Below are 22,390 nucleotides of genomic sequence, written 5' to 3' on the forward strand. Positions count from 1 at the left end.
GGAAGAGGGGTTTGGATCGCCGTACGGAAGGCAGGGAAAAGTGGATGTCCGTCAGGCGACTTCGGGCCCGGGTTCGCACTCCGGCAGGTCGAAGGAGAAGCGGGTGCCCTCGCTGGGGGAGGTGGTGAAGCGCAGGGTGCCGCCCATGCGGGCCACCAGCCCGTGGGCGATGCTCAGCCCCAGGCCGGTGCCGGGGCGCTTGCGGGTGTCGGACGCGTCCGCCTGGGCGAACTTCTGGAAGACGCGGGACTGGAAGGCCTCCGGGATGCCGGGGCCGTGGTCCTGCACCCCCACGCGCAGGACGCCGGCCTCGCGGGTGAGGAACAGGGTGACGCGCTCGCCCTGGGGGGAGAACTTGATGGCGTTGGAGAGGAGGTTCGCCAGCACCTGGATGAAGCGGTCCTCGTCCACGCGGGCGCGGGCGTGGGGGAGGTCCACCACGGCCTCCAGGCGCACGCCGTATTCGTCCGCGTAGCCCTGGTGGGCCTGGAGCGCCTGGGCGAGCAGCGGCGCGACCTCCGTGGGCGCCAGGTTCAGGTCCAGCCGGCCGGACTCCATCTTCTCCAGGTCCAGGATGTCGTTGATGAGGCGCAGCAGCCGTTCGCTGTTCTTGTGGGCGATGCCCACCATCCGCGCCACCTGCGCGTCCAGCGGGCCGAGGACGCCGCCGCTGAGCAGGCCCAGCGAGCCGCGGATGGAGGTGAGCGGCGTGCGCAGCTCGTGGCTCACGGTGGAGATGAACTCGTTCTTCATCCGCTCCACGCGCTGGCGCTCCTCCTCCAGGAGGCGGGCCTGGGTGACGTCGCGGGCGACGGCGTAGAGCAGCCCCTCCTCCGGGTCCGGCACGGCGTTCCACTGCAGCCAGCGCCAGGTGCCGTCGCGGCAGCGGGCGCGGTGCTCGAACTGGAGGACGGGGATGCCCTCCCGGGCGCGGGCCAGGTGCCGCGTGGTGGCGGCGCGGTCCTCCTCCAGGGCCAGGTCCACCAGGGACGTGCTGTAGAGCTCCGCGTCGGAGAAGCCCAGGGTGCGGCTCCAGGCACGGGACAGGCGCAGGAAGGTGCCGTCCATGGCGGCGATGCAGAGCATGTCCACGGAGACTTCGAAGAAGCGCTCCTGCTGCTCCAGCGCCGTGCGGGCCTCGCGCTCGTCCAGGGCGTTGAGCTCCCCTTCCGCCCAGGCGGCCATGTCCTGGAGCGCGGCGCGGTCCGCGTCCGAGAAGTCCCGGGGCCGCGAGTCGATGAGGCACAGCGTGCCCACGCGGCTGCCGTCCGCGGCGCGCAGGGGGTGGCCCGCGTAGAAGCGGACGAAGGGAGCGCCCAGCACGAACGGGTTGTCGTGGAAGCGCGGGTCCTTCAGCGCGTCCGGCACGATGAAGGTGGCGGGCGAGAGGATGGCGTGGGCGCAGAAGGACAGCTCGCGCGGCGTCTCCGTGCCGTCCAGACCGTGGCGGGCCTTGAACCACTGGCGGTTCTCGTCCACCAGCGAGACGAGCGCGATGGGCACCCGGAACAGGTGCGCCGCGGCGCGAACGATGCGGTCGAAGCGCTCGTGGGCGGGCGTGTCCAGCAGACACAGCGAGCGCAGCGCCTGGAGGCGCCGCGGCTCATCCGCGGGCGTCGGGGGAGGAAGCATGGCGTACCTTCCGTGCTACCCCACTTGTCTGCCATTGGGGAGAGTGGCCCGCCCGAAGGCCCGGCCCCTGGGTCAGGAGGACAGGCGGGCGGGCATCTGGTTGCAGTCCAGGAGGATTTGTCTGCTCAAGTCGCCGCGCTAACCGGCACGGCGCTTGCGGGCGGCCCGCGGCTTCTTTCGGGGCGTGGGAGTGGGCGAGGACCCGGGCGCCGATTTTGGGGGCATGACTGACACCACCGTGCGCACCACGCGCGCCACGGCCTTGAGTTGGCGGGGCTCCAGGTCGCGCAGCGTGCGCACCAGGCGGCGCAGCTCCAGCGGGTCCTCCTGACGCGGAGCGGCCTGGGGCGACACTGGAGCGGTGCCGGGCCCCACGCCCAGGAGCGCGTCCGCGGACACGGACAGCACGTCACACAGCCGCCGCAGGGTCTGGGCGCGGGGCAGCATCTTTCCGCGCTCCATGCGGCTGTAGACCTCCATGGCGATGCCCACGCGGTCCGCCACGTCCGCCTGCGTGAGACCCAACCGCAGCCGCGCGTCGCGGGCGGCGGCTCCAAACACCGTGTTCAGCTTTGCATTCACCGGAGCGGGCACGCGGCAAAACCTTGCATCTCTCCCCCGGGGCGCAAGTTTTCGGGGGCCTGCGCTCAGCGTTCACGCAACGCGAGCGCGCCCTGGATGATGAGGCCCATGGCCTTCAACCCCTCTTCATCCAGGGGCCTCAGCGCGCGCACCAGCCGGCGCAGGGAGGGGGGATCCTCCTCGCGGTCCGCCAGGGCCAGCGTGAGCGCCTCGTCCGGGGGCGAGGGCCCGTCCAGCCCCAGCAGCGTGTCCGCGCGGATGCGCAACACCATGCACATGCGGCGCAAGGTGGTGGAGCTGGGCAGCACGCGCCCGCGCTCCATGCGGCTGTAGACCTCCATGGCGATGCCCACCTGGCCGGCGACGTCGCCCTGGGTCAGGCCCTGCCGCTCCCGGGCCTGTCGCGCCGCGGTGCCCACCGTGATGGCCAACTCCTCGTTCATTGCCGCTCACCACCCCTGGCCGGACCGTGTCTCCCATGAAGTCAGGTGTCCGGCATCCTACCTGACACGGCAGCAACACTACCCCAAGGGGCGTGCGCCATGCTATGGACCCTGGAGGTCACTTCCATCCTTGCGCGCATGCATCCTCTCAGCCACGTCCTCCCTCTGGGATTCAACCCTCCACGTCCCGAAGCACTCGGGCTTTCCTTCCACGTAGGAGGCGCCACCCCATGAACCTGGAGGGAGGACATCCGCTGCTCCTTCAGCCCCAGGAGGTGGTGGGCAGCTTCCGGCTGTTGAAGCGCCTGGCCACGGGGGGCTTCGGCACCGTGTTCCTGGCGGAGACCGGGGGGTTCCAGGTGGCGCTGAAGTTCGCGCTCCAGGGGCCGCAGGACTCCGAGGAGGGCTCGCAGGCGGACGCGCGCACGCTCAAGGAGGTGAGCGTGCTGCACCGCATGACCCATCCCAACGTGGTGGCGTTGCGCGGCTACCACCGCTGGCCGCACCCGCGCACGGGCTACCTGTTCCTGGTCATGGACTACGTGGAGGGTCCCACGCTGTCCGACTGGGCGATGGAGGCGAAGCCCACGGCGCGGCAGGTGGCGCGGCTGTTCGCGGAGCTGGCGCTGACGCTGGACTTCATCCACCGCGCCGGCGTGCGCCACCGCGACATCAAGGGCAGCAACATCATCGTGCGCGCGTCGGACGAGCGGCCGGTGCTGGTGGACTTCGGCGCCAGCGACCACGCCTGCGCCCCGGTCATCACCGACGGGCGGCCGCCGCCGGGCACGCCCAGCTACCGCAGCCCGGAGCTCCTGCGCTACTGGCTGAGCAACCCCCTGGGCATGGCCCGCTACGACTACCAGCCCACGGACGACCTCTATTCGCTGGGGCTCACGCTCTTCCAGGTGCTCACCGGGGACTTCCCCTATCCCCCGGACCTGCCGGCCGCGGCGCTGCTGGGCGGAATCCAGGCGATCAAGGGGCGAACCGCGCGTTCGCTCAACGCGCGCGTGCCCCGCGCTCTCGATGACATCTGTGGGCGGCTGCTGCGACTGGAGGCCAGCGAGCGCTACCAGATGGGCGCGGATCTCTACGCCGACCTGAGCGCGGCGCTGGAGCGCGCCCCGGACAGCTGGGACACGCCGCTGTTCAACACACCGCCGCCCCACGAAGCGGTCACGGAGGAGTCCGACGCGTACTTCGACGGCAACGAGGAGGCCCGCGAGCTGCGACGCTGGACCCGCTCGCAGGAGCGGCGCATCCCCGGCGCCGCGCCCCACTCCAGCGCGCCCACGCCGTCCGTGCCGCCTCCGCCCGGACCGACGCTGGGGCTGGCCGCGCCCCTGCCCCCGCCCATGCCCTGGTGGGTGGCCCGGCGGCTGGCGTGGCGGCGGCGGTGGGAGCGGTGGCTCCGGCGTCTGGGATTGCGCCGGGACAGGTGAACCCGAGGAGTCCCATGGATTCCATCCGACCCTGGACGTTTGACGGCGACAGGGTTTGTGCTACCTGCGGGGTTGAGCGATTCACGCTCCACCTGGGAGGTTGGAAGGCAGGCCATGAAGACGCCCGATACGACGACGGAGGAGAACCCCGGCATGCCCCGCCGGCCGCGCGTGCTGTTCACGGTGGGAGGCACGGCCTTCGAGTTCGTGCGCAAGCTGGAGGTGCGCTCCACCGGAGAGCTGCTGATGCTGGCGCGGCGGCGCTACCGGGGCGGGATGGGTGGCCCGGTGGTCATCAAACGGCTGCGCAACCCGTCCGGCTTCGTGGAGCGGCGGCGGCTGGTGGAGGAGGTGGAGCTGACGTTCCGGCTCAACCACCCAGGCATCGCGAAGGTCTACCACCTGAAGGCGTACCGGGGCGTTCCGCACGTGGTGATGGAGTACGTGGAGGGCCGGTCGCTGGACACGGTGCTCAACCTGGTGGCCATGCGGCGCAAGCCCATGTCCCCGGCCTTCGGAGCGTGGGTCGTCTCCGAGGTGGCGGAGGCGCTGCACCACGCGCACACGCTGCGGGATGAGTGGAACCGGCCGCTGGGCATCGTGCACCGGGACGTGAGCCCCCGGAACCTGCGCCTGGGCGTGCATGGCGAGGTGAAGCTCACGAACTTCACGGCCGCGTTCTCCACGCTGCCGGGGCGGGAGATCACCAGCCGCCCGCTGGTGAAGGGGGACGTGGCGTATGCCTCGCCGGAGGCGCTGCGGCGCGAGCCCCTGGACGCGCGCAGCGACCTGTTCTCGCTGGGGCTGGTGCTGCTGGAGGTGCTGACGGGGACGCACCCGCTGGCGCAGGGGGACACGGCGCCTCCGCCCCCGCCGGACCTGCCGCTGGTGCAGGCGCAGGGGCCCACGTGGATGCCCCTGACGGAGGTCGCGGCGCGGATGGCGCTGGTGGGGCCTGGGGAGGTGGAGCGCATGGCTCGCGACGTGCCGGAGGGACTGCGCGCGGTGGTGGTGCGGGCGCTGCGTCAGGCCCCGGCGGACCGCTTCGGCACGGCGGCGGAGCTGGCTTCCGCGCTGAGGGAGTGGCTGCGGGATCATGCGCCCGCGTACGGGCGGCAGGCCGCGGCGGAGGAGGTGGCGGAGGCGGCCCGGGAGGCCACCGGCCGGCGCAACCAGGCGGAGCTGCTGGAGGGAGGGCTGCACCCGGAGGAGCTGACCGCGGAGGAGGCCGCGATGGCGTCCGAGGCCACCGTCTCGGAGGGTCCACCGCCGTTCCTTGGGGGGGACGACGTGACGCCGGACCTGAATGACGAGCCCTTGCCCGTGGAGGACCTGGATGAGCTGGCCAGCCCGGACGAGGAGGCCCCGGGAGACGACTTCGACGACGACGACGACGGCCACCAACCCGTGTGAGCCCGGTACCTGGGACTCGGGTCACCCGAGTCCCCCGGGACCAGCGGGGTACCGAATGGCGGCCATGACTGTCTTTTCCGGACTTCGTGCGAGCCGCAAAACATTGCAGTGTTTGGCAAAGCTTCCGTGAGTTGCTTGATTCCTTTCACTCAGCAACCCACCGCGTCACCCGGCCGGCGCGTTCCTCCAGATGGGGCGCCGAGGGGGGATGACAAATCCTGTCACCCGAGGGTCCGCCGCGACTGACACGCATTCCACCCGCCAGTCAGCGCAAACCCAGACATTGACAGACTTTCACAGGAACCAATAAAAGGCGTGACAGTATTTTCACCCGCTGGCACTGTGAATTGCGTTTCCAGCTGTAGTCCAGACATACGCCGAGGGCCGGGAGGTCCCCCCGGGTCGGCGTAGGCCTGTCCATTCCCTCCATTTTCCATGACGTCCCCCGGCCGTGCTCGCTCCGAGCGCGGCACGGGAAACGTGTCTCCGGGCTCCGGCCCGGGCACGTGAGGCCGGCGCGTGCCCGCTGTGAGCCATTGGTTCTTTCCCTGACTGTCTTTGTCTCCCCAAGGAGTGTCGAGTGAAGCGAACGTCCCCTCGTTGGTTCCGGTCGCGCGGCATGTTGGGCGCGCTCTTGCTGTCCCTGTCTTCCCCGTGGATCGCCGCGTGTAGCTCCGGCTCGAGCGCGCCGGAGCCCTCCGCGCCCGCCGACCAGACGCAGTCCCAGGTCACCGTCTCCATCGGTGCTCAGGACCTCTTCAGCCAGGCCGCGAAGGGCCGCGTCTCCGCCCAGGCCTTCTCCTACAGCGACGTGAAGAGCATCCGCGTCGATGTCTCCGAGCAGGGCGCTGGTGGCCTCGTCATCTTCAAGAACTTCGACCTCTTCACCTCCGCCGGGGCGTGGACCGGGAAGCTCCCCTTCCTCCCCAAGGCCAAGGCCCTCACGTTCTTCGCCCGCGCGCTCGATGCCTCCGGGAATCTTCTGTTCTCCGGCACCCTCGACGCCACGCTGAACCTCGACTTCGAGACCGTCACCATCCCGCTGGCTCCGGCCAACAACAACGCGGTCATCTCCCTCCCTCGCATCCGAAAGATCAGCATCCCCAGTGCCTTCGCCTCTTCGCAGTCGGGCAACATCACCTTCGCGGTGGAAGCAACGAATGGCGAAGTGCTCCGCTACGCCATCACCTCCGCCGTCACCGGCAGCGGCACCTTCTCCCCGCTCAACGGAGCCATCACGCTGCAGAACACCGCGGGCGCCTTCGTCTCCCAGTACACGCCGCCGACGGTGTCCTCCGAGACGATCTTCAACCACACCGTCACGGTGACCAACCCCGCGGGCCACTCCATCAGCACCACCTTCACCACGAAGGTGAAGCCGCCGGAGACCTCCAACGGTGTCATCGACACCTCCGTCGCCGTCCTCTTCAATCCCGTCATCAACGGCCTCAACGGCCTGCGCGTGCGGGAGACCAGCAACGTCATCTTCACGGCGGACGTGAGTGACGACGGTGCCCAGGAAGCGCTCACCTACGCCTGGAGCTTCACGCCCGCCACGGGCACCACCTTCGACCCCGCGCCCGCGTTCACCGGGGACACCAACCCCTCCACGCTCCAGAACTACACCCCCGCCGTGCAGGGTGACCTGAAGCTCGCCGTCACGGATGGCAACAACGGCACCACCACGCTCACGTACAAGCTCACCCCGGATCAGTTCCCGGACAACCCTGTCGCCGAAGGGCCGCTGGATGGCATCAACAGCATCCGCAACGGCCGGGACCACACGTGCACCCTCTTCAACAACGGCTCGGTGCGGTGCTGGGGCTACGGCGCCTTCGGACAGCTGGGCTACGAGAACACCCAGAGCATCGGTGACAACGAGCTGCCCTACACGGCCGGCGAGGTGAAGCTGCTTGGCAAGGCCACGAAGATCGCGATGGGTGGCAACCACTCGTGCGCGCTGATGGACACGGGCCTGGTGCGCTGCTGGGGCCTGAACAACTACGGGCAGCTCGGTTACAACAACACGGCCAACCTGGGTGATGGCGAGCCGGTGGCCAGCTTCGGCTACGTGAACCTGGGCGGCCCGGCCACGCGCATCACCGTGGGCGAGACGCACTCCTGCGCGGTGATGGCCACGGGCAAGGTGCGCTGCTGGGGCCGCAACCAGTACGGACAGCTGGGCTACGGCCACACCAACAACATCGGTGATGACGAGCAGCCCTGGAGCGCGGGTGACGTGGACCTGGGTGGCGTCACGGCCACGGATGTCGTCGCGGGCTCCAACCACACCTGCGCGCTGCTCTCCAACGACAAGATGCTCTGCTGGGGCTACAACCTGGAGGGCCAGCTCGGCTACACCCACGCCAGCCACATTGGCGACAACGAGGTGCCGGGCAGCCAGACCGCGGTCGAACCGAGCGGTCCGATTGCACAGCTCGCCCTGGGCAACAACCACACCTGCGCCCTGCTGAAGACGGGCACCCTGCGGTGCTGGGGCGCCAATGGCCTGGGCCAGTTGGGCACCGGGCAGGCCGGCGGCAACTTCCTGTTCAAGGATTCCGGCAGCATCGACCTGGGCACCGGCGCCCTGCAGGTCACCGCGGGCGTGAGCCACACCTGCGCCCTGCTCTCCACGGGCAGCGTGCGGTGCTGGGGGCAGGCGAACTTCGGACAGACGGGCTACGGGACCACGACGGCGCGCAACACGCCGGGCCCGGCCGTGGACCTGGACGGAGCCACCGCGTACCAGGTGGCGGCCTCCTCCTCCGGAAACTACACCTGCGCGCTGCTCTCCACGGGCAAGGCGCGGTGCTGGGGCCAGGGCAACTCCGGTCAGCTCGGCTACGGCAACACCAATCACATCGGTGACAACGAGCAGCCCTCCGCCGCGGGCGACATCCAGATCCTGCCTCCCGCGCCGTAGTCGCAGCCCTCATCGCGGGCGCCCGCAGGACCGGGCGCCCGCCTGTTTTCGTCTGTCATCCCCTTCGCCTTCAGGAGTCTTCCGTGCAGAGGTCATCCCCTCGTTGGTTCCGTTCGCGCGGCATGTTGGGCGCGCTGCTGCTGTCCCTGTCTTCGCCGTGGATCGCCGCATGTAGCCCTGGCTCCAGTGCGCCCGAGCCCTCCGCGCCCGCCGACCAGACGCAGTCGCAGGTCACCGTCTCCATCGGTGCGCAGGACCTCTTCAGCCAGGCCGTGAAGGGTCGCGTCTCCGCCCAGGCCTTCTCCTACAGCGACGTGAAGAGCATCCGCGTCGATGTCTCCGAGCAGGGCGCTGGTGGCCTCGTCATCTTCAAGAACTTCGACCTCTTCACCTCCGCCGGGGCGTGGACCGGGAAGCTCCCCTTCCTCCCCAAGGCCAAGGCCCTCACGTTCTTCGCCCGCGCGCTCGATGCCTCCGGGAATCTTCTGTTCTCCGGCTCGCTCGACGCCACGCTGAACCTCGACTTCGAGACCGTCACCATCCCGCTGGCCCCGGCCAACAACAACGCCGTCATCTCACTGCCGCGCATCCGGAAGATCAGCATCCCCAGCGCCTTCGCCTCTTCGCAGTCGGGCAACATCACCTTCGCGGTGGAAGCAACGAATGGCGAAGTGCTCCGCTACGCCATCACCTCCGCCGTCACCGGCAGCGGCACCTTCTCCCCGCTCAACGGAGCCATCACGCTGCAGAACACCGCGGGCGCCTTCGTCTCCCAGTACACGCCGCCGACGGTGTCTTCAGAGACGGTCTTCAACCACACCGTCACGGTGACCAACCCCGCGGGCCACTCCATCAGCACCACCTTCACCACCAAGGTGAAGCCCCCGGAGACCTCCAACGGTGTCATCGACACCTCCGTCGCCGTGCTCTTCAACCCCGTCATCAACGGCCTCAACGGCCTGCGCGTGCGCGACACGCAGAACGTCATCTTCACGGCGGACGTGAGTGACGACGGTGCCCAGGAAGCGCTCACCTACGCGTGGAGCTTCACGCCCGCTACGGGCACCTCCTTCGACCACGCGCCCGCGTTCACCGGGGACACCAACCCCTCCACGCTCCAGAACTACACCACCGCCGTGCAGGGTGACCTGAAGCTCGCCGTCACGGATGGCAACAACGGCACCACCACGCTCACGTACAAGCTCACCCCGGATCAGTTCCCGGACAACCCTGTCGCCGAAGGGCCCCTCGACGGCACCAACGCCATCCGCGGCGGCAGCAATCACACCTGCGCGATGCTGAATGACGGCACGGTGCGGTGCTGGGGCTACGGCAACTTCGGCCAGCTGGGCTACGCAAGCACCAACAACTGGGGTGATACCCAGGCGCGGCTGCCGTATCTGGCGGGCCCGGTGGGCATCCTGGGCAAGGCCACCAAGCTGGCCACGGGCGGTGACCACTCCTGCGTCCTGCTGGACACGGGCCTGGTGCGCTGCTGGGGACGCAACGACTTCGGTCAGCTCGGTTACAACACCACGCAGAACCTGGGCGACGGCGAGGCCGTGACCGAGTTCGGCTATGTCAACCTGGGCGGGCCCGCCATCCGCATCGCGGCTGGCAAGGACCACACCTGCGCGGTGATGGCCACCGGCAAGGTCCGCTGCTGGGGACGCAACAACGCGGGCCAGCTGGGCTACGGCAACACGGACACCATCGGCGACAACGAGCAGCCCTGGAGCGCGGGTGACGTCGACCTGGGCGACAACACCGCCACCGACGTCGTCACAGGCGAAGAGCACACCTGTGCACTGCTCTCCACCGGCAAGGTGCTGTGCTGGGGCCTCAACACCTTCGGGCAGCTCGGCTACACGCACCTCCAGACCGTGGGCCTCTCCAACAAGCCCAGCAGCCAGACGCCGGTGGAGCCCACGGGACTTGTGGCCCAGCTCGGCGCGGGCCACAACTTCACTTGTGCGCTGCTTCGCTCCGGCTCCGTCATCTGCTGGGGCAGCGCCACCAACGGCAAGCTGGGAGGAGATAGCCCCACCTACGATTACTACTCCTCCTGCGCTGACTACTCCGGCTGGTGCACGTTCCGGAGGCTCCCTGGCCCGGGCGTGCAGAACGCCACGTCCGCGGTGAACTTCGGCGGAGTCACCGCCCTGCAGGTGTCCGTGGGCTCGGAGCACGCGTGCGCCTTGCTCTCCACCGGCACCGTGCGGTGCTGGGGCCTCAACAACTACGGACAGCTCGGATACGGCAACACCACGAGTTTGGGCACTCCGGGCGGCGCGGTGGACCTGGACGGCGCGACGGCCTACCAGATCAGTGCCTCCTCCGGGAACCACACCTGCGCGCTGCTCTCCACGGGCAAGGCGCGCTGCTGGGGCCGGGGCACCTACGGTCAGCTCGGCTACGGCAACACCAACCACATCGGTGACAACGAGCTGCCCTTCGGCGACGTCCAGCTCCTGCCGCCCACGCCGTAGTTCCTGAGCACTCGCGGGCGCCTGGCACACACCGGGCGCCCGCTTCGCCGTCTTCCCGTGTGAGCCATGACGAAGCCTGCCGCCGCCCTCACGCTCCTGCTGTTGTGCACCGCCGCCGCGTGCACCACTCCGTCGTCCACGGGTGACACACCTCTGGAGCCCACGTCCGCGGTGACGTTCAACATCACGGCGGACACCGTCGGCTCCCAATCCCAGACACGGCGCGCACTGAGCTTCTCCTTCGCGGACGTGGCGCGCATCCGCATCGACGTGGAGGACGCGGCCAGCCACAGCGCGCTGTTCTCCAACTTCGACCTGGTGCCCTCCCCCTCCGGGTGGTCCGGCACCATGCCGTCCCTGCCGCGCCATCAATCCCTCACCTTCATCGCGCGGGCCTACGACGGGAACAGCGCGCTCCTCTTCCAGGGCAGCACCACGCAGACGCTCATCGCGGACCGGGAGTCCGTGGCCATCACGCTGGCGCCCACCAACGACGGCGCGCCCATCACCCTGCCGCGCATCCCCCGCATCCAGCTCCCCGGTGAGCTCGTCTTCGGCCAGCCCGCCACCGTCACCTTCTTCGTCGAGGCCACCTCCGGCGAGGCCCTCACCTTCGCCCTCACCGCCGCGAACGACGGCGGCGCCTTCGTGCCCTCCAGCGGGACGTTCACGCTCACCGGGACCTCCGGCGCCTTCGTCGCCCGCTACCTGCCGCCCTTCGGCATCCCCAGCCCCACGGACTACACGCACTCGCTCACCGTCACGAACCCGGCGGGGCACTCGGTCAGCACCACCTTCGTGACGCGCGTCCTTCCCGCGGATCAATCCACGGACTCGCTGGGCACCACCGTGCGCATCCTCTTCGCTCCCGTCATCCAGGGCCTGGCCGCGTCCCGCCTCGCGGGCACCTCCGAGGTCGCGTGGTCCGCCACCGTGTCGGATGATCAACCCGCCCGCACGCTCGACTACGCGTGGAACTTCATCCCGGACGCGCCCGTGACGCCCGCTCCGGGCTTCACCACCCAGGCCAACCCCACCGTCCTCCAGCACTACGCGCCCTCGCTCCTGGGCCGGCTGTCCCTCCAGGTCACCGACGCCGCCGGGGCCCGCACCACCGCCACCTACCGCCTGGGCGCGCAGCAGTTCCCCGACGCTCCCGTGCGGACCGGTGGCCCCACCGACGTCGCCCAGCTCCGCGCTGGGGACAGCCACACCTGCGCCCTGCTCAACGACGGCTCCGTGCGCTGCTTCGGCAGCGGCGCGCAGGGCCGGCTCGGCTACACCGGCACCGCCAACGTCGGTGACGACGAGACGCCCGCGTCGAAGGGCCCCGTGCCCCTCGCTCCCAGCGAGAAGGCCGTGCAGCTGGCCACCGGCCTGGGCCACACCTGCGCCCTGCTCTCCACCGGGCGCGTGCGCTGCTGGGGCGCCAATGCCTCCGGCCAGCTCGGCCTGGGCCATACGCGCACCATCGGCGACGACGAACCCATCGCCAGCGTGGGCACCGTCGACCTGGGCGGCGCACGCGCGCTGCGCATCACCGCGGGCGACCGCCACACCTGCGCGCTCCTCTCCTCCGGCCACGTGCGCTGCTGGGGCGACAACACCCACGGACAGCTGGGCCTGGGCCACACCGACACCCTGGGCGACAACGAGCCTCCGCCCACCACCGACGTCCCCGTCGGCGCTCCCGTGCAGGACCTGGTCGCGGGCGGCGACCACACCTGCGCCCTGCTCTTCTCCGGCCGCCCACGTTGCTGGGGCGCCAACGCCTACGGACAACTGGGTTACAACCGTGATGATGATGTCGGTGACACCGAGTTGCCGTCGTCAGCGGGTGACGTGGACGTGGGCGGCACCGCCGTGCAGCTGGCCCTGGGCACGAACCACACCTGCGCCCTGCTGGACACCGGCGCCCTGCGCTGCTGGGGCGCCAACGCCTACGGACAGGTGGGCAACGGCAACCCCGACTACGCCACGTCCCTTACCGCAGTGACGTTGGGCTCGGGCCTCCGCGCCGTCCAGGTCGCAGCCGGTGCGCAGCACACCTGCGCCCTGCTCGAGTCCGGCCAACTCCAGTGCTGGGGCAACGGCGCCCGGGGACGGCTGGGATACGCCAACACTCGCTCCCTCTCCGCGCCCGGCACCGCGTTCATCGACGTGGGCGGCGCTCCCGCCACCTCCGTCACCGCGGGCGGCCAGCACACGTGCGCCGTGCTCTCCTCTGGCCGGGCGCTGTGCTGGGGCTTCAACACCTCCGGACAGCTCGGCTACGGCCACGTGCGCGCCATCGGCGATGACGAGGCACCCGCGCTCGCCGGGGGCATCCTCCTCGTGTCGCCCTGACGCCGCGCACGGGAGGGCCCTGATGCCTTGCGGCCTGCCCTCCAGGCCCGGGCGGGCGCTTCCGGAGCGGGGTGCCGGACACAGGGGGCGATGACGTGACGCAGGAGCTGAATGAGGAGCACCTGCCCGTGGAACGCCCCCCTGCGCGCGTGGACCGGAAGCGGAGCTTCCAGGCCTGTGATTCCTTCTGGTCTGGTAGTTTCGCGGGCGGAGGCCGTCCCGCTTGCCCTTCTCCTTGTCCGCGTTGAACCTGCCCCTGGTGCTCGGGGGACTGCTTCTCTTCACGGCGGCCCAGGCTCAGTCAGCATCATCTGTTCGCGAGCGCAGGGACAGGCGGGTGGTGCTCCCTCGCCCTGGTGAGCCCATCCTGGAGGTTCCAGTCGCGGCGGGCATCCTGACGACCCTCGTCCTCGATTCGGCGCTGGACCGGGCCTCCATGGAACTGGAGGGCCGCACTCGCTTCAAGCTCGTAGACGTGGGCGAGCGCTCCATCAACCTGGAGCCGGTGGTGGAGCTGGGCGCGGGTGAGCATCTGATGCTCCGCGTGCGCTTCGCGGATGGAGCCTTCCCCGAGCATGCGGTCTTCGCTCTCGTGTCTCACCCAGCCGTGGTGGACACCCGCGTGGAAGTATCCCGTCGTCCACTGGCCCCCGAGGCGCTTCAGGCGGAGTTGTCCGAGGTGCGCGCCCAGCTTGCGGCGAAGGAGGCCGAGCTTGCCGCACTCCGCGCACGCGGCGATGCGGGTAGCCCTGCGGCTCTCGCTCTGGCGGGGCTTCTCGGCGTGGACGGGGTATCGGCCAGGAAGGTTGGCCTTCAGCCCGAGACGGAGATGCAGTCCTCACTGCGTGTCATGAACGGCTTCAGCCTTCGCGCGTCTGCCTGGAGAGTGGTGTCCGTGGAGGTGAAGAACTACGGAAAGACACCTTGGACGCCCACGGAAGCGCGTCTCACCCATTCAACGGGCGGTGTGCCGGTGCAGGTGCTCGGCGTTCACATGAAGCAGCCGCAGATTGGGCCCGGAGAGGTTGGCACCGTTGTGGTGGAGACGAAGGTGCCTGCCTGGGATGCGGGTACGTTGTTCCGCTTGGAGTTGGTGGATGCCACGGGCACGCGTCCTCTTCTCGTTCCATCTGTCGCGCTGTAGAGGTTGGTCATGTTGACGGTCATTCACCACCCCGCGCAGCTCCCGCCCGGGTACATGATTCACGGCTGGCGCGTGGTGAAGCTGCTGGGCGCGGGCACCTATGGTGCCGTCTATCGCGTGGAGATGAACGGCCGCCACTTCGCGATGAAGATCGCGATGCACCGGCCCGGGAGCGGCGACGCGGAGCAGGCGGACGCACGGTTGAAGCGTGAGCTGGGCTGCCTCGTTCACCTGACGCACCCGAACATCGTCGGCGTGCACGGTCACGGTCGCTTCCCGGACTTCGAAACAGGGTGGCTCTACGTTCTGCTCACCTTCGTAGAGGGCTACACCCTGGCGGAGTGGGTGGAGCGGGTGCACCCCACGGCCCAGGAGGTGGTCCGCGTCTTCGAGAAGCTCGCGGGCGCCATGGACTACATGCACGGGCGCGGCGTCTTCCACCGCGACTTGAAGCTCGCCAACATCATGGTGCGCGCCAAGGACGGCGAGCCCGCCATCCTCGACTTCAGCGCAGGCGACTACACGCACGCCGAGGATTTGACGGATGCGCCCCTGCCGCCCGGCACCCGGCGCTATCGCTCGCCCGAGGCTGCGCGCTTCTTCAAGGAGCATGGAGACGAGCGGGGCGCGCGCTATGAGTTCAAGGTGACGGATGACGTCTACGCGCTGGGCGTCTGCCTTTATGACGTGCTGACGACGGCGGAGCCCGCGAGCGGTTCCCCGAAGGCGGCCGTGGAGGGACGCTGGGTGCCCAGGTCCGCCCGGGAGTTGAACGCGCGGGTGCCGGCGGGACTCAGTGACGTGGCGATGCGCTTCATCGCGCGCGAGCCCGAGCAGCGCCCCCCCACGGCGGAGGTGATGCGCCGCGAGTTGGCGGCCCTCGCGGGCGAAGCGGGACCGGAATGGACCGTTCCCGTCCACGTCCCCTCCTTGAAGCCCCCTACCGCTCCCGCCTCCAACACGGATGAGGAAACGCCCCCCGCCCGCCGCGTGAGGCGGGCCCGCGCCGTGGATGCCGGAGTGGCGCTCCTCGTCGTGGCGGCCGTGGCGGGGGCCTTCATGTGGCTGCGTCCTGCGTCGCATTCTGTCTCCAGTGAGGACGTTGAGCATCCGCCCGCGCCCACTTCGCCTGGGGATGCGGGAGTTGCCTCCCTCGTTCCAGGACCCATGTCCCTCCAGGATGCGGGCCCCTCACCTGACGCGGGCGACGTGCTGACCGCGTCGTCCCCTGGGGTAGCTTTGCCCCCACTCGATTCTGTCCGGAAGGAAAGCTCCGCCGTGAAGCGTGCTCCCATCGTCGCAAGCCCGTCCAAGAAGGACTCCACCTCCAGCACCAGGGCGGAGTTCCTCGCGAAGTGTGCTGCGGCGAGCGCCGCCGTCGCCCTGCAACTCGGCTGCCCTAGCAGCTCCCAGGTGCGTCCTGAATCAGGAGCGTGCCCCGAGGAAGCACGCAACGCCATGTTCCGAGGAACTGGAAATGGAGGGCTCGATCTGATGCAGAACCGTACTTGGGTGCAGGTCACCATCGACAGGAGCCAGCCGGGCGACCCTGGTGATTTGGGGGTCTTCAGGGATGGCCCCGTGACAGGCGTTGTCTTCAAGGGCAATCGCACCATCCCCAAGGGAACGGTGTTCTCCGGCCGGTTGTGGACGGGAGACGGGACGTTCCTGCTGGCCCGCTACACCGAAGCGCACCTCCCGGACGGACGCACGCTGCCGGTGTGCTTTGCCATTGGGGATGAGGGCCCCGAGGGAGCTTGGGAGGGCTCCAAGCCGGGGGCAGTTGTCTACTCTCGTGTCGGGTATGCCTATGCCATGGACCGCTGGCCCTGAGTCTGGAACGTAAAGACTCGTTGCGTTTCCGTCGCTGCGGAGGCCATTCCGGGGATAGCAGGGAAATTCGAACTAGATGACCCGTAGCGTCGTTCACGCGTGGAGGCAGCCGGAGGTAGCTTTCCGTCTGCCTTTGCGCGGCTCCCTCGCGCGGGCATTCAGGAGCCCCCTTCATTTCCAGTGGTGCTGACTCCCGGCTCGCCGGGGGCACGGTCCTCTTTTCCCACGCGGGAACCGCTTACGAGTTCTTCCAGGAGCTGGGCATTGGCCGCAATGGCGAGCGAGTCCTCTTCGCCCGGCCCCGAACGCCCTCCGGCTACAGGGGGAAGGTCCTCGTGAAGTGCGTGCCCCTGCCGGAAGGGGCCGCGCCGGAGAAGTTCCAGCGGGCGCGGGCGCGGCTGGAAGAGGAGGTGCGGCTGGCGCAATTCCTCCAGCACCCCAACATCGCCCGCGTCCATGGCCTCTTCGAGATGAAGTTTGGAGAGGCACGAGGCCTGGGCGCCGTCATGGAGTGCGTGGAAGGCTTCAGCCTGGACACCCTCCTCACCATCGCCCAGCTGCGCGGGCGCTACTTCTCCGAGGCCTTCGTCCTCTACGTGGGCGCGGAGGTGGCGGCGGCCCTTGCGCATGCACACACCCGCACGGACGACGCGGGCAACTCGCTGGGCATCGTCAACCGGGACATCAACCCCGGTTGCATCCGCCTGCGGCCTGGTGGGGGCGTGGTGCTGACGGACTTCGGCGTCGCTTGCTCCAGTCTGCAAGGGCGCCTCGCTACGACGCTGCCGCGTCCTCCAGGAGAAGTCATCTACGCTTCACCCGAGGCGCTGGTGGGGGCGGTGACGGATGCGAGAAGCGACCTCTTCTCCCTGGGGCTGGTGCTGCTGGAGTTCGCCACGGGGCGACACCTCTACTACCCGGGGAATCTCAAGGTGGAGGACGAGTCCCCTCGGCTCTCGCGGGAGCAGAGCCAACGCGTGCTCGCGGCCATGACCACGACAATGGACATGAACCTGCCGCCCTTCGTGGAGGACGCCGTCCAACGCGCCATGGTGTTCAGCGGGAAGGACGTGAAGGAGGCCGCGTTCGGGCTGTCCACCTCGCCGCGCTCCGTCTTCCTCCGGCTGCTGTGCCGCGAGCCGGCGTCTCGCTACCCGACAGCGGCGGCGCTGGAGCTGGAGTTGCGCGGGCAGCTCGCGCGGCTGGGGCCGTACAGCGCGGCGGATGCGGTGAAGGAAGTAGAGACCGCCCTCTTTGAAGGCGGCGAGGCCCTGGAGGAGCTGAATCTGCTGGAGGACGAGGGCGGCATCGTCCCGGCCTTTCCGTCGCGGAGTCAGGACGCCATCCGCACGGAGCCGCACCCGCTGCGCAGCGCGGACGAGACGACGACAGAGCCGGGACCGGGCGCCTTGCGCCTGCCACGGCATTAACAGTCGCTGGCTCGACGCAGCCGACCTTCCCCCTGTGTGGCAGCGCTGGGCCCGCGGGTGCCGGGCTGAATGTCAGACGTGTGTCCTTTGCTCTCCTTGGGAGGTGTCACGCCCAGGGGGCGTGGATGCGAATGACACGAAGTTGCTCTCCCCCACGCCGCAGGGGACGCCGCGGCCGGGGGCCTTCGCCTCGGTGGGCCTGGGGGTGGACCATGCGCGCTGATGCCCTCTTGCTGGCCCTGGTGCTGATGGCCATGGGATGCGCCTCCGTGCCGCAAACGCATGGGCGTGGCCGAAGCTTGAGCCATGCGCCGCGAGAGGACTCCTCGCCCGCCTGGGTGGAGGCTCCGAACGACGAGCCCCCGCGCGCATGGAACGCTCTCCCACGCGTCCTCTCCGGGTCTGAGCAACGGCTCCTGCGCCGCCAGCAGCCGCGTGACGACGTGACCGCCGTGGGAGACGGCGCTGTCGGGGGCGGGGCCCGGAGCAATGCATTGACGCGGCAGGCAGTCCTCGACGCGACGAAAGACGTGAAGGGCTCCCTGTCCCGCGTCGAGGCCGCGTTCACCCAGTTGGCGGCCCGTCCTCCGGACCTCTGGGGCTTCAGCCTCACCGGCGTCTTCACGCGCTACCTCGACCAGGGCTCCAAGCAGGTGACGTGGCTTCATGGCGCGCTTGGGAGCGCCACCGCGTTGACGGAGGCGGCCTCGGAAGTTGGCGACACTGACATGGAGTTGGGCCTGCTGCGCATGACGGGGCCAAAGCTCCAGGCGGCTCAGTTCGGGACGCTCCTGCTGGCCACCTGGGTGGACTTCCTCCACCTCGCGGACGCCATTCTCAGAAACTGCCCCATGTGCAGCGCCGAGAAGCTCTTCGTGGACCTTCATCGCGTGCAGGGGTTGATGGAGCCCACGCTGACGGACCTCGCCTCACTGGACCCGGAGCGGGTGGAGGCGACGACCACCTCGATGCCCGCGCTGATGGGAAAGCTGACGCGTGAATTCGACACGCTCCAACGGGAGACCCGCGAGCCCCTGAAGCTTGGCGGTCAGGTCATCGCGGCGATGCAGGCGGTGGAGATGGTCACGATGATCTCCACGATGAAGATGGCCATGCCACGCGTGCCGCCCTCGGCCCCTGCGACGCTGGGTGTGGGCCTTGTGATGAGTTCAGGCGGCGTCATGGTGGGCTCGCGACTGGTGGTCTCCGCCGAATGGGTGGAGATGATGCGAAGGCTCGTGCGGGCGGGCGTCATCTCCGTGCCTGCCGTCGGCGCGGCCGTCCTCATTCACGGCGGACAGGTCACGATGACCCAGGCGCACCGGGACCTCCCCAAGGGCGTGCGCGACGCGCTGGGGGACAGCCCGGAGGTGCGCGGCATGCGCGTGACGGGCAGGGCGGGGGCGGGCATGTCGGACGCCCCGAAGCACCATGTGCTCCCGCAAGAGCACCGCGAGTGGTTCGAGCAACGCGGCTTCAAGGGCGACATGGACATCGACCCGTTCTGCGTCCGGTTGGAGCAGGCCCACCACGAGGCCATTCACGGTGGGGGGAACTGGAAGCTGGGGCGCACATGGCCCGGTGAGTGGAATCGGCTGATCATGGAGGCTCTACGCGAAGCGGAGAACCTGGCTGCCCGGAGGTTGACGAGGAGCCAGGTCCTGAACATCGTTGCGGAGAACATGAAGGAGTACAGAGTCCCGATGAACTTCGTCACCGGGAGAAGTCGATGAGCGGCGGAGAAGCCTGGCGGGGCAACATCACGGCACGCCTGTACGAACGGGTACGCAAGCGTGGGTACGAGTCACTCACCGCCTTTGCAAATGCTCGTCCTACCGTATCGTTAGTGGCTCTGGCCGAAGAGCTGGGACCGGATGACGTTGCAGGGGTACAGCTCTTGAGTGCTTTGCTCTACGAGGCGGAGCAGCACAAGCAGGTGACGCGCTTTGTGCGTGATGTTCTCGCGCGCATGCTGACTCAAAGCCTTCCCGACGGATGGCCGAGTGTGCTTGACGACGAGAACCGATTCGCCGTCGCCAAGGCGCTTGGTCGCTGGATCGCCTATACCCCCGAGACGCATAAGGGGCGTGCGAAGCGGGCCGGAGATGCGTTGCTCGCCAACCCTCCCCCCGCTGGATGGCGTCCGCTCGGTCCCGACGACGAGCTTCTCCGGACGCTCTTGCCGGACGACGAAGCCTGACCGGAAGCGGCGTCCCTTCAAGCCTGTCATGGGCCACCGACTCGGATCGCGATTTCGATCAGGACAAGGAGCCCGCGTGCTCGGGAGGGCCCTGATGCCTGGCTGCCCGCCCTCCGGGCCCGGGCGGGCGATTCCGGAGCGGGTTGCCGGACACAAGGGGCGATGACGAACCTCCTCCGACGGAGGGAATCCTTCATGGCCAGCAACGACAAGCGTCCCGCACCCCCGCAGCCCGCCGAGGATTTCTACGGGCGTCCGACAACTCCGCGGCAAGACGGCGAGCCCCCGCGCGAAGGCCAGGGCTCCGCGCCCCATGAGGATCCGAAACCCCAGCGCTCCGACGAAGCAGACGACGAGCGCGAGCCCCGCAGCGAGCTGACCGAGGCCGACGAGAAGGGCGTCCACCTCCGCGCCGGGGACGACGCCGACGACCGCGACCTGCGCCTCCACGACGCCAGCGGCCTGCGTCCGTATGACCCTCGCGAGCGCGCCCCGGGGGCCTCGCTCGACGACATGCCGGACGGCGACGGACCTCGCAGCGACGCGGGCACCAACCCGGTGTCCGACGTGTACCGCTACGGCCACCCGGACCGCATGCCCGACCGCGAGCGCTGAAAGTCGCGCCGGAAACACCGAGGGCCAGGAACCGGGCTTTTCCGCCCCGTCCTGGCCCTTCGTCACGTCCGGAGGCCCGCGGCTTTCAGCCCACGCGGCGCGGGGCGTGATCCAACCGGTGCGCCTCCACCCACGCTTCGGCCTGCGCCAGCGTGTCCACGAAGACCGTGTCGAAGCTGGCCGCATGGCCCGTGAGCAGCATGGCCACGGACATGGCCTTGCCCACCACGCGCTGTGACAGGTCGGACCCCACGTACACCACCGAGCGCATCCACTCCGCGCGCACGTTGTTGGCCAGGTACTTGCGCGACTCGGCGGGCAGCTCCGAGCCCGGCACCTCCGCCACCAGGTAGAACGGCCCCTGCGCCGCCATCTCCTCGTAGACGCGCAGCGCCCACTTCGCGTCCTGCAACCCCACGACGCCCGTGTACTTCGTGTGCAACACGTCTGGCGCCGTCATGCGAATCCGGTGCGCGCCACACGTCCACTCGCGAATCTGTTGCTCCATGCGGTCCTCCCCCCAGCGACTGGAAAGAACCCTACGCCCGACCCCTCCTGTCCAGGGAAGCGCCCCTGCCCTTCCGTACAAGGTCTGGCTGTCCATTGGATGTCAGACCCCCTCTGTACTGTGTACCCATTCCGACAGCATTCCTGAGGGGGAAACACCATGACGGAAACCCGTGAACTGCCGCGCGTCTCGGTGAACAAGTTGGGCGAGTACCTGGTCGCCACGCCCGCCCGCCGCAAGCGCATCATCCACGACCAGAAGCACCCGCCGGATGCCCAGTACCTGCGCTATCCGGAGGCGTCCCATGCCATCACGGACTTCCTCTGCCGGGGCCTGGACATGAACGTGCTGCGGGAGTCCCAGCGCCGGTTCGCCTGCGCGGTGCCGCAGACGGAGTTCGAGGCGCAGCGCATGCAACTGTGTTCGGAGGCGCTGGAGCGCTTCGCGGACCTGGTGCCGTGGTTGGATTTGGACGACGCCATCATCAGCGCGGTGGGCGCGGAGCCGCCCGTGCTGGAGATGGCCGGCGTCACCATCAGCGTGCGCCCGGAGGTGGTGGTGCAGCGGTTGGACAAGCACGGCAACCCGCGCGTGGGGTTGATGAAGCTCTACTTCTCCAAGACGCAGCCGCTGGACGAGCGGAGCGGCCAGTACATTGGCACGTTGCTGCAGCGCTTCTCTGAGCAGCACCTGTGCCGGCTGGGCCCGGCGGACCACCGTCTGATGACCGTGGTGGACGTGTTCGCGGGCTCGCTGTTCGTCGCGCCGCGCGCGCACATCCGCCGGCTGGGCGACGTGGTGCTCGCGTGCGAGGAGATCGCCGAGCGCTGGGCCGTCCACTGACGGGCCCCACACGCCGTCAGCGAGGCGCCGCTTCCTGACGGCGCCGGTGGGCTTCCAGCCACGCGCGAGCCTGGGCCTCCGAGTCCACGAACTCCGCCTCCAGCTTCGTGCCCCCGATGAAGTTGAGCGCCACCACGAGCGCGCGCAGCACCTCGCGGTGCGTGCGCTTGGCGCCGAAGAAGACGACCGCGCGGAACCACGCGGGGCGCACATGTTCGGCCAGGTACTTGCGCGGCGCGACCGACAGCCCCTCGGAGCTGCTCAGGTCCACGACGAGGTACAGGGGCTTGTCCGGGCCCACTCCCAGTTCGTGGAACACGTCCACCAGCTCCCGCACGTCCGTCTCTGAAAACGATCCCCGGACCTTGGTCCAGAGGATGTCGGAGGACTCCAGCGAGACACGCTGTGTCCCGAAGACCCACTCCCGCATCACCGCCATGCCCTCTCCCACGCAGAGGGCCTCAGGGTACCCAAAACCCGGGGCCCGTCACCAGTCCGTGACCCCTTCTTTCCGAGGGAATCCGCCCGTCCAACCCTCAGG

The 22,390-nt window shown here is 69.2% G+C and carries 17 protein-coding genes; 12 read left to right on the forward strand and 5 right to left on the reverse strand.

Going from position 1 to position 22,390, the window contains the following annotated elements; translation table 11 throughout:
• Positions 1 to 51 precede the first annotated feature (51 nt).
• The 3 genes from D7X99_RS24505 to D7X99_RS24515 all read right to left on the reverse strand — a co-directional run bounded on the left by D7X99_RS24505 (position 52) and on the right by D7X99_RS24515 (position 2,657).
• A complete protein-coding gene (locus D7X99_RS24505; protein ID WP_121779898.1) occupies positions 52 to 1,632 on the reverse strand; it encodes an ATP-binding protein in 1,581 nt (526 codons plus the stop codon).
• Positions 1,633 to 1,770: 138 nt separating this feature from the next.
• Entirely contained in the window at positions 1,771 to 2,226 is a 456-nt protein-coding gene (locus D7X99_RS24510) for a helix-turn-helix domain-containing protein (protein WP_121779899.1), read from the reverse strand.
• A gap of 53 nt (positions 2,227 to 2,279) precedes the next feature.
• The gene (locus D7X99_RS24515) at positions 2,280 to 2,657 is read right to left on the reverse strand and encodes a helix-turn-helix domain-containing protein (protein WP_121779900.1); all 378 of its coding nucleotides are present in this window, start codon (positions 2,655 to 2,657) and stop codon (positions 2,280 to 2,282) included.
• A gap of 230 nt (positions 2,658 to 2,887) precedes the next feature.
• On the opposite strand from D7X99_RS24515, the gene D7X99_RS24520 reads away from it, so the two are divergent.
• The 11 genes from D7X99_RS24520 (at position 2,888) to D7X99_RS24570 (ending at position 20,498) form a co-directional block, all read left to right on the forward strand.
• Complete coding sequence (locus D7X99_RS24520) at positions 2,888 to 4,102, forward strand: serine/threonine-protein kinase (RefSeq protein WP_121779901.1); 1,215 nt, start codon at positions 2,888 to 2,890, stop codon at positions 4,100 to 4,102.
• Positions 4,103 to 4,216: 114 nt separating this feature from the next.
• The gene (locus D7X99_RS24525) at positions 4,217 to 5,515 is read left to right on the forward strand and encodes a serine/threonine-protein kinase (protein ID WP_121779902.1); all 1,299 of its coding nucleotides are present in this window, start codon (positions 4,217 to 4,219) and stop codon (positions 5,513 to 5,515) included.
• A gap of 580 nt (positions 5,516 to 6,095) precedes the next feature.
• Entirely contained in the window at positions 6,096 to 8,441 is a 2,346-nt protein-coding gene (locus D7X99_RS24530) for an RTX toxin (RefSeq protein ID WP_233613690.1), read from the forward strand.
• 83 nt (positions 8,442 to 8,524) lie between these two features.
• Positions 8,525 to 10,930 (forward strand): RTX toxin, encoded by a 2,406-nt coding sequence (locus D7X99_RS24535; RefSeq protein WP_233613692.1) that lies wholly within the window; start codon positions 8,525 to 8,527, stop codon positions 10,928 to 10,930.
• Between the two features lie 66 nt (positions 10,931 to 10,996).
• Positions 10,997 to 13,276, forward strand: a complete 2,280-nt coding sequence (locus tag D7X99_RS24540) for an RTX toxin (RefSeq protein ID WP_121779905.1) — start codon at positions 10,997 to 10,999, stop codon at positions 13,274 to 13,276.
• A 223-nt stretch (positions 13,277 to 13,499) separates the two neighbouring features.
• Positions 13,500 to 14,420 carry a DUF2381 family protein gene (locus D7X99_RS24545; RefSeq protein ID WP_233613694.1) on the forward strand — a complete coding sequence of 307 codons (921 nt, stop codon included), beginning with the start codon at positions 13,500 to 13,502 and terminating at the stop codon, positions 14,418 to 14,420.
• A 9-nt stretch (positions 14,421 to 14,429) separates the two neighbouring features.
• Complete coding sequence (locus D7X99_RS24550) at positions 14,430 to 16,253, forward strand: serine/threonine-protein kinase (protein WP_211483834.1); 1,824 nt, start codon at positions 14,430 to 14,432, stop codon at positions 16,251 to 16,253.
• 173 nt (positions 16,254 to 16,426) lie between these two features.
• Positions 16,427 to 17,683, forward strand: coding sequence for a protein kinase (locus D7X99_RS24555; RefSeq protein WP_121779906.1), 1,257 nt, complete (start codon positions 16,427 to 16,429; stop codon positions 17,681 to 17,683).
• A 212-nt stretch (positions 17,684 to 17,895) separates the two neighbouring features.
• Positions 17,896 to 19,416 (forward strand): DUF2380 domain-containing protein, encoded by a 1,521-nt coding sequence (locus D7X99_RS24560; RefSeq protein ID WP_121779907.1) that lies wholly within the window; start codon positions 17,896 to 17,898, stop codon positions 19,414 to 19,416.
• Positions 19,413 to 19,883: an NUDIX hydrolase gene (locus tag D7X99_RS24565; RefSeq protein WP_121779908.1), complete on the forward strand. Its 471-nt coding sequence runs from the start codon at positions 19,413 to 19,415 to the stop codon at positions 19,881 to 19,883. The genes D7X99_RS24560 and D7X99_RS24565 overlap by 4 nt, the downstream gene beginning before the upstream one ends.
• A 195-nt stretch (positions 19,884 to 20,078) precedes the next feature.
• On the forward strand, positions 20,079 to 20,498 hold the full coding sequence (locus D7X99_RS24570; protein WP_121779922.1) for a hypothetical protein: 420 nt from the start codon (positions 20,079 to 20,081) through the stop codon (positions 20,496 to 20,498).
• 85 nt (positions 20,499 to 20,583) lie between these two features.
• Here the strand turns inward: D7X99_RS24570 and D7X99_RS24575 are convergent, their stop codons facing one another.
• Positions 20,584 to 21,006 carry an STAS/SEC14 domain-containing protein gene (locus D7X99_RS24575; RefSeq protein WP_121779909.1) on the reverse strand — a complete coding sequence of 141 codons (423 nt, stop codon included), beginning with the start codon at positions 21,004 to 21,006 and terminating at the stop codon, positions 20,584 to 20,586.
• Between the two features lie 159 nt (positions 21,007 to 21,165).
• Between D7X99_RS24575 and D7X99_RS24580 the strand changes: the two genes are divergently transcribed.
• Positions 21,166 to 21,849, forward strand: a complete 684-nt coding sequence (locus D7X99_RS24580; protein ID WP_120577708.1) for a hypothetical protein — start codon at positions 21,166 to 21,168, stop codon at positions 21,847 to 21,849.
• 16 nt (positions 21,850 to 21,865) lie between these two features.
• Here D7X99_RS24580 and D7X99_RS24585 read toward each other — a convergent pair whose 3' ends face one another.
• Positions 21,866 to 22,288 (reverse strand): STAS/SEC14 domain-containing protein, encoded by a 423-nt coding sequence (locus tag D7X99_RS24585; RefSeq protein WP_147476248.1) that lies wholly within the window; start codon positions 22,286 to 22,288, stop codon positions 21,866 to 21,868.
• Between the last annotated feature and the right edge of the window lie 102 nt (positions 22,289 to 22,390).

The organism is Corallococcus sp. AB032C (assembly GCF_003668935.1).
In the GTDB taxonomy this organism is placed as follows: Bacteria; Myxococcota; Myxococcia; order Myxococcales; family Myxococcaceae; genus Corallococcus; species Corallococcus exiguus.

What these genes read in the sequence shown, in the direction of transcription:
- D7X99_RS24505 (WP_121779898.1), bottom strand. Translation starts at nt 1,632, where the DNA reads ATGCTTCCTCCCCCGACGCCCGCGGATGAGCCGCGGCGCCTCCAGGCG.
- D7X99_RS24515 (WP_121779900.1), bottom strand. Translation starts at nt 2,657, where the DNA reads ATGAACGAGGAGTTGGCCATCACGGTGGGCACCGCGGCGCGACAGGCC.
- D7X99_RS24520 (WP_121779901.1), top strand. Translation starts at nt 2,888, where the DNA reads ATGAACCTGGAGGGAGGACATCCGCTGCTCCTTCAGCCCCAGGAGGTG.
- D7X99_RS24525 (WP_121779902.1), top strand. Translation starts at nt 4,217, where the DNA reads ATGAAGACGCCCGATACGACGACGGAGGAGAACCCCGGCATGCCCCGC.
- D7X99_RS24540 (WP_121779905.1), top strand. Translation starts at nt 10,997, where the DNA reads ATGACGAAGCCTGCCGCCGCCCTCACGCTCCTGCTGTTGTGCACCGCC.
- D7X99_RS24550 (WP_211483834.1), top strand. Translation starts at nt 14,430, where the DNA reads ATGTTGACGGTCATTCACCACCCCGCGCAGCTCCCGCCCGGGTACATG.
- D7X99_RS24560 (WP_121779907.1), top strand. Translation starts at nt 17,896, where the DNA reads ATGCGCGCTGATGCCCTCTTGCTGGCCCTGGTGCTGATGGCCATGGGA.
- D7X99_RS24565 (WP_121779908.1), top strand. Translation starts at nt 19,413, where the DNA reads ATGAGCGGCGGAGAAGCCTGGCGGGGCAACATCACGGCACGCCTGTAC.
- D7X99_RS24570 (WP_121779922.1), top strand. Translation starts at nt 20,079, where the DNA reads ATGGCCAGCAACGACAAGCGTCCCGCACCCCCGCAGCCCGCCGAGGAT.
- D7X99_RS24575 (WP_121779909.1), bottom strand. Translation starts at nt 21,006, where the DNA reads ATGGAGCAACAGATTCGCGAGTGGACGTGTGGCGCGCACCGGATTCGC.
- D7X99_RS24580 (WP_120577708.1), top strand. Translation starts at nt 21,166, where the DNA reads ATGACGGAAACCCGTGAACTGCCGCGCGTCTCGGTGAACAAGTTGGGC.
- D7X99_RS24585 (WP_147476248.1), bottom strand. Translation starts at nt 22,288, where the DNA reads ATGGCGGTGATGCGGGAGTGGGTCTTCGGGACACAGCGTGTCTCGCTG.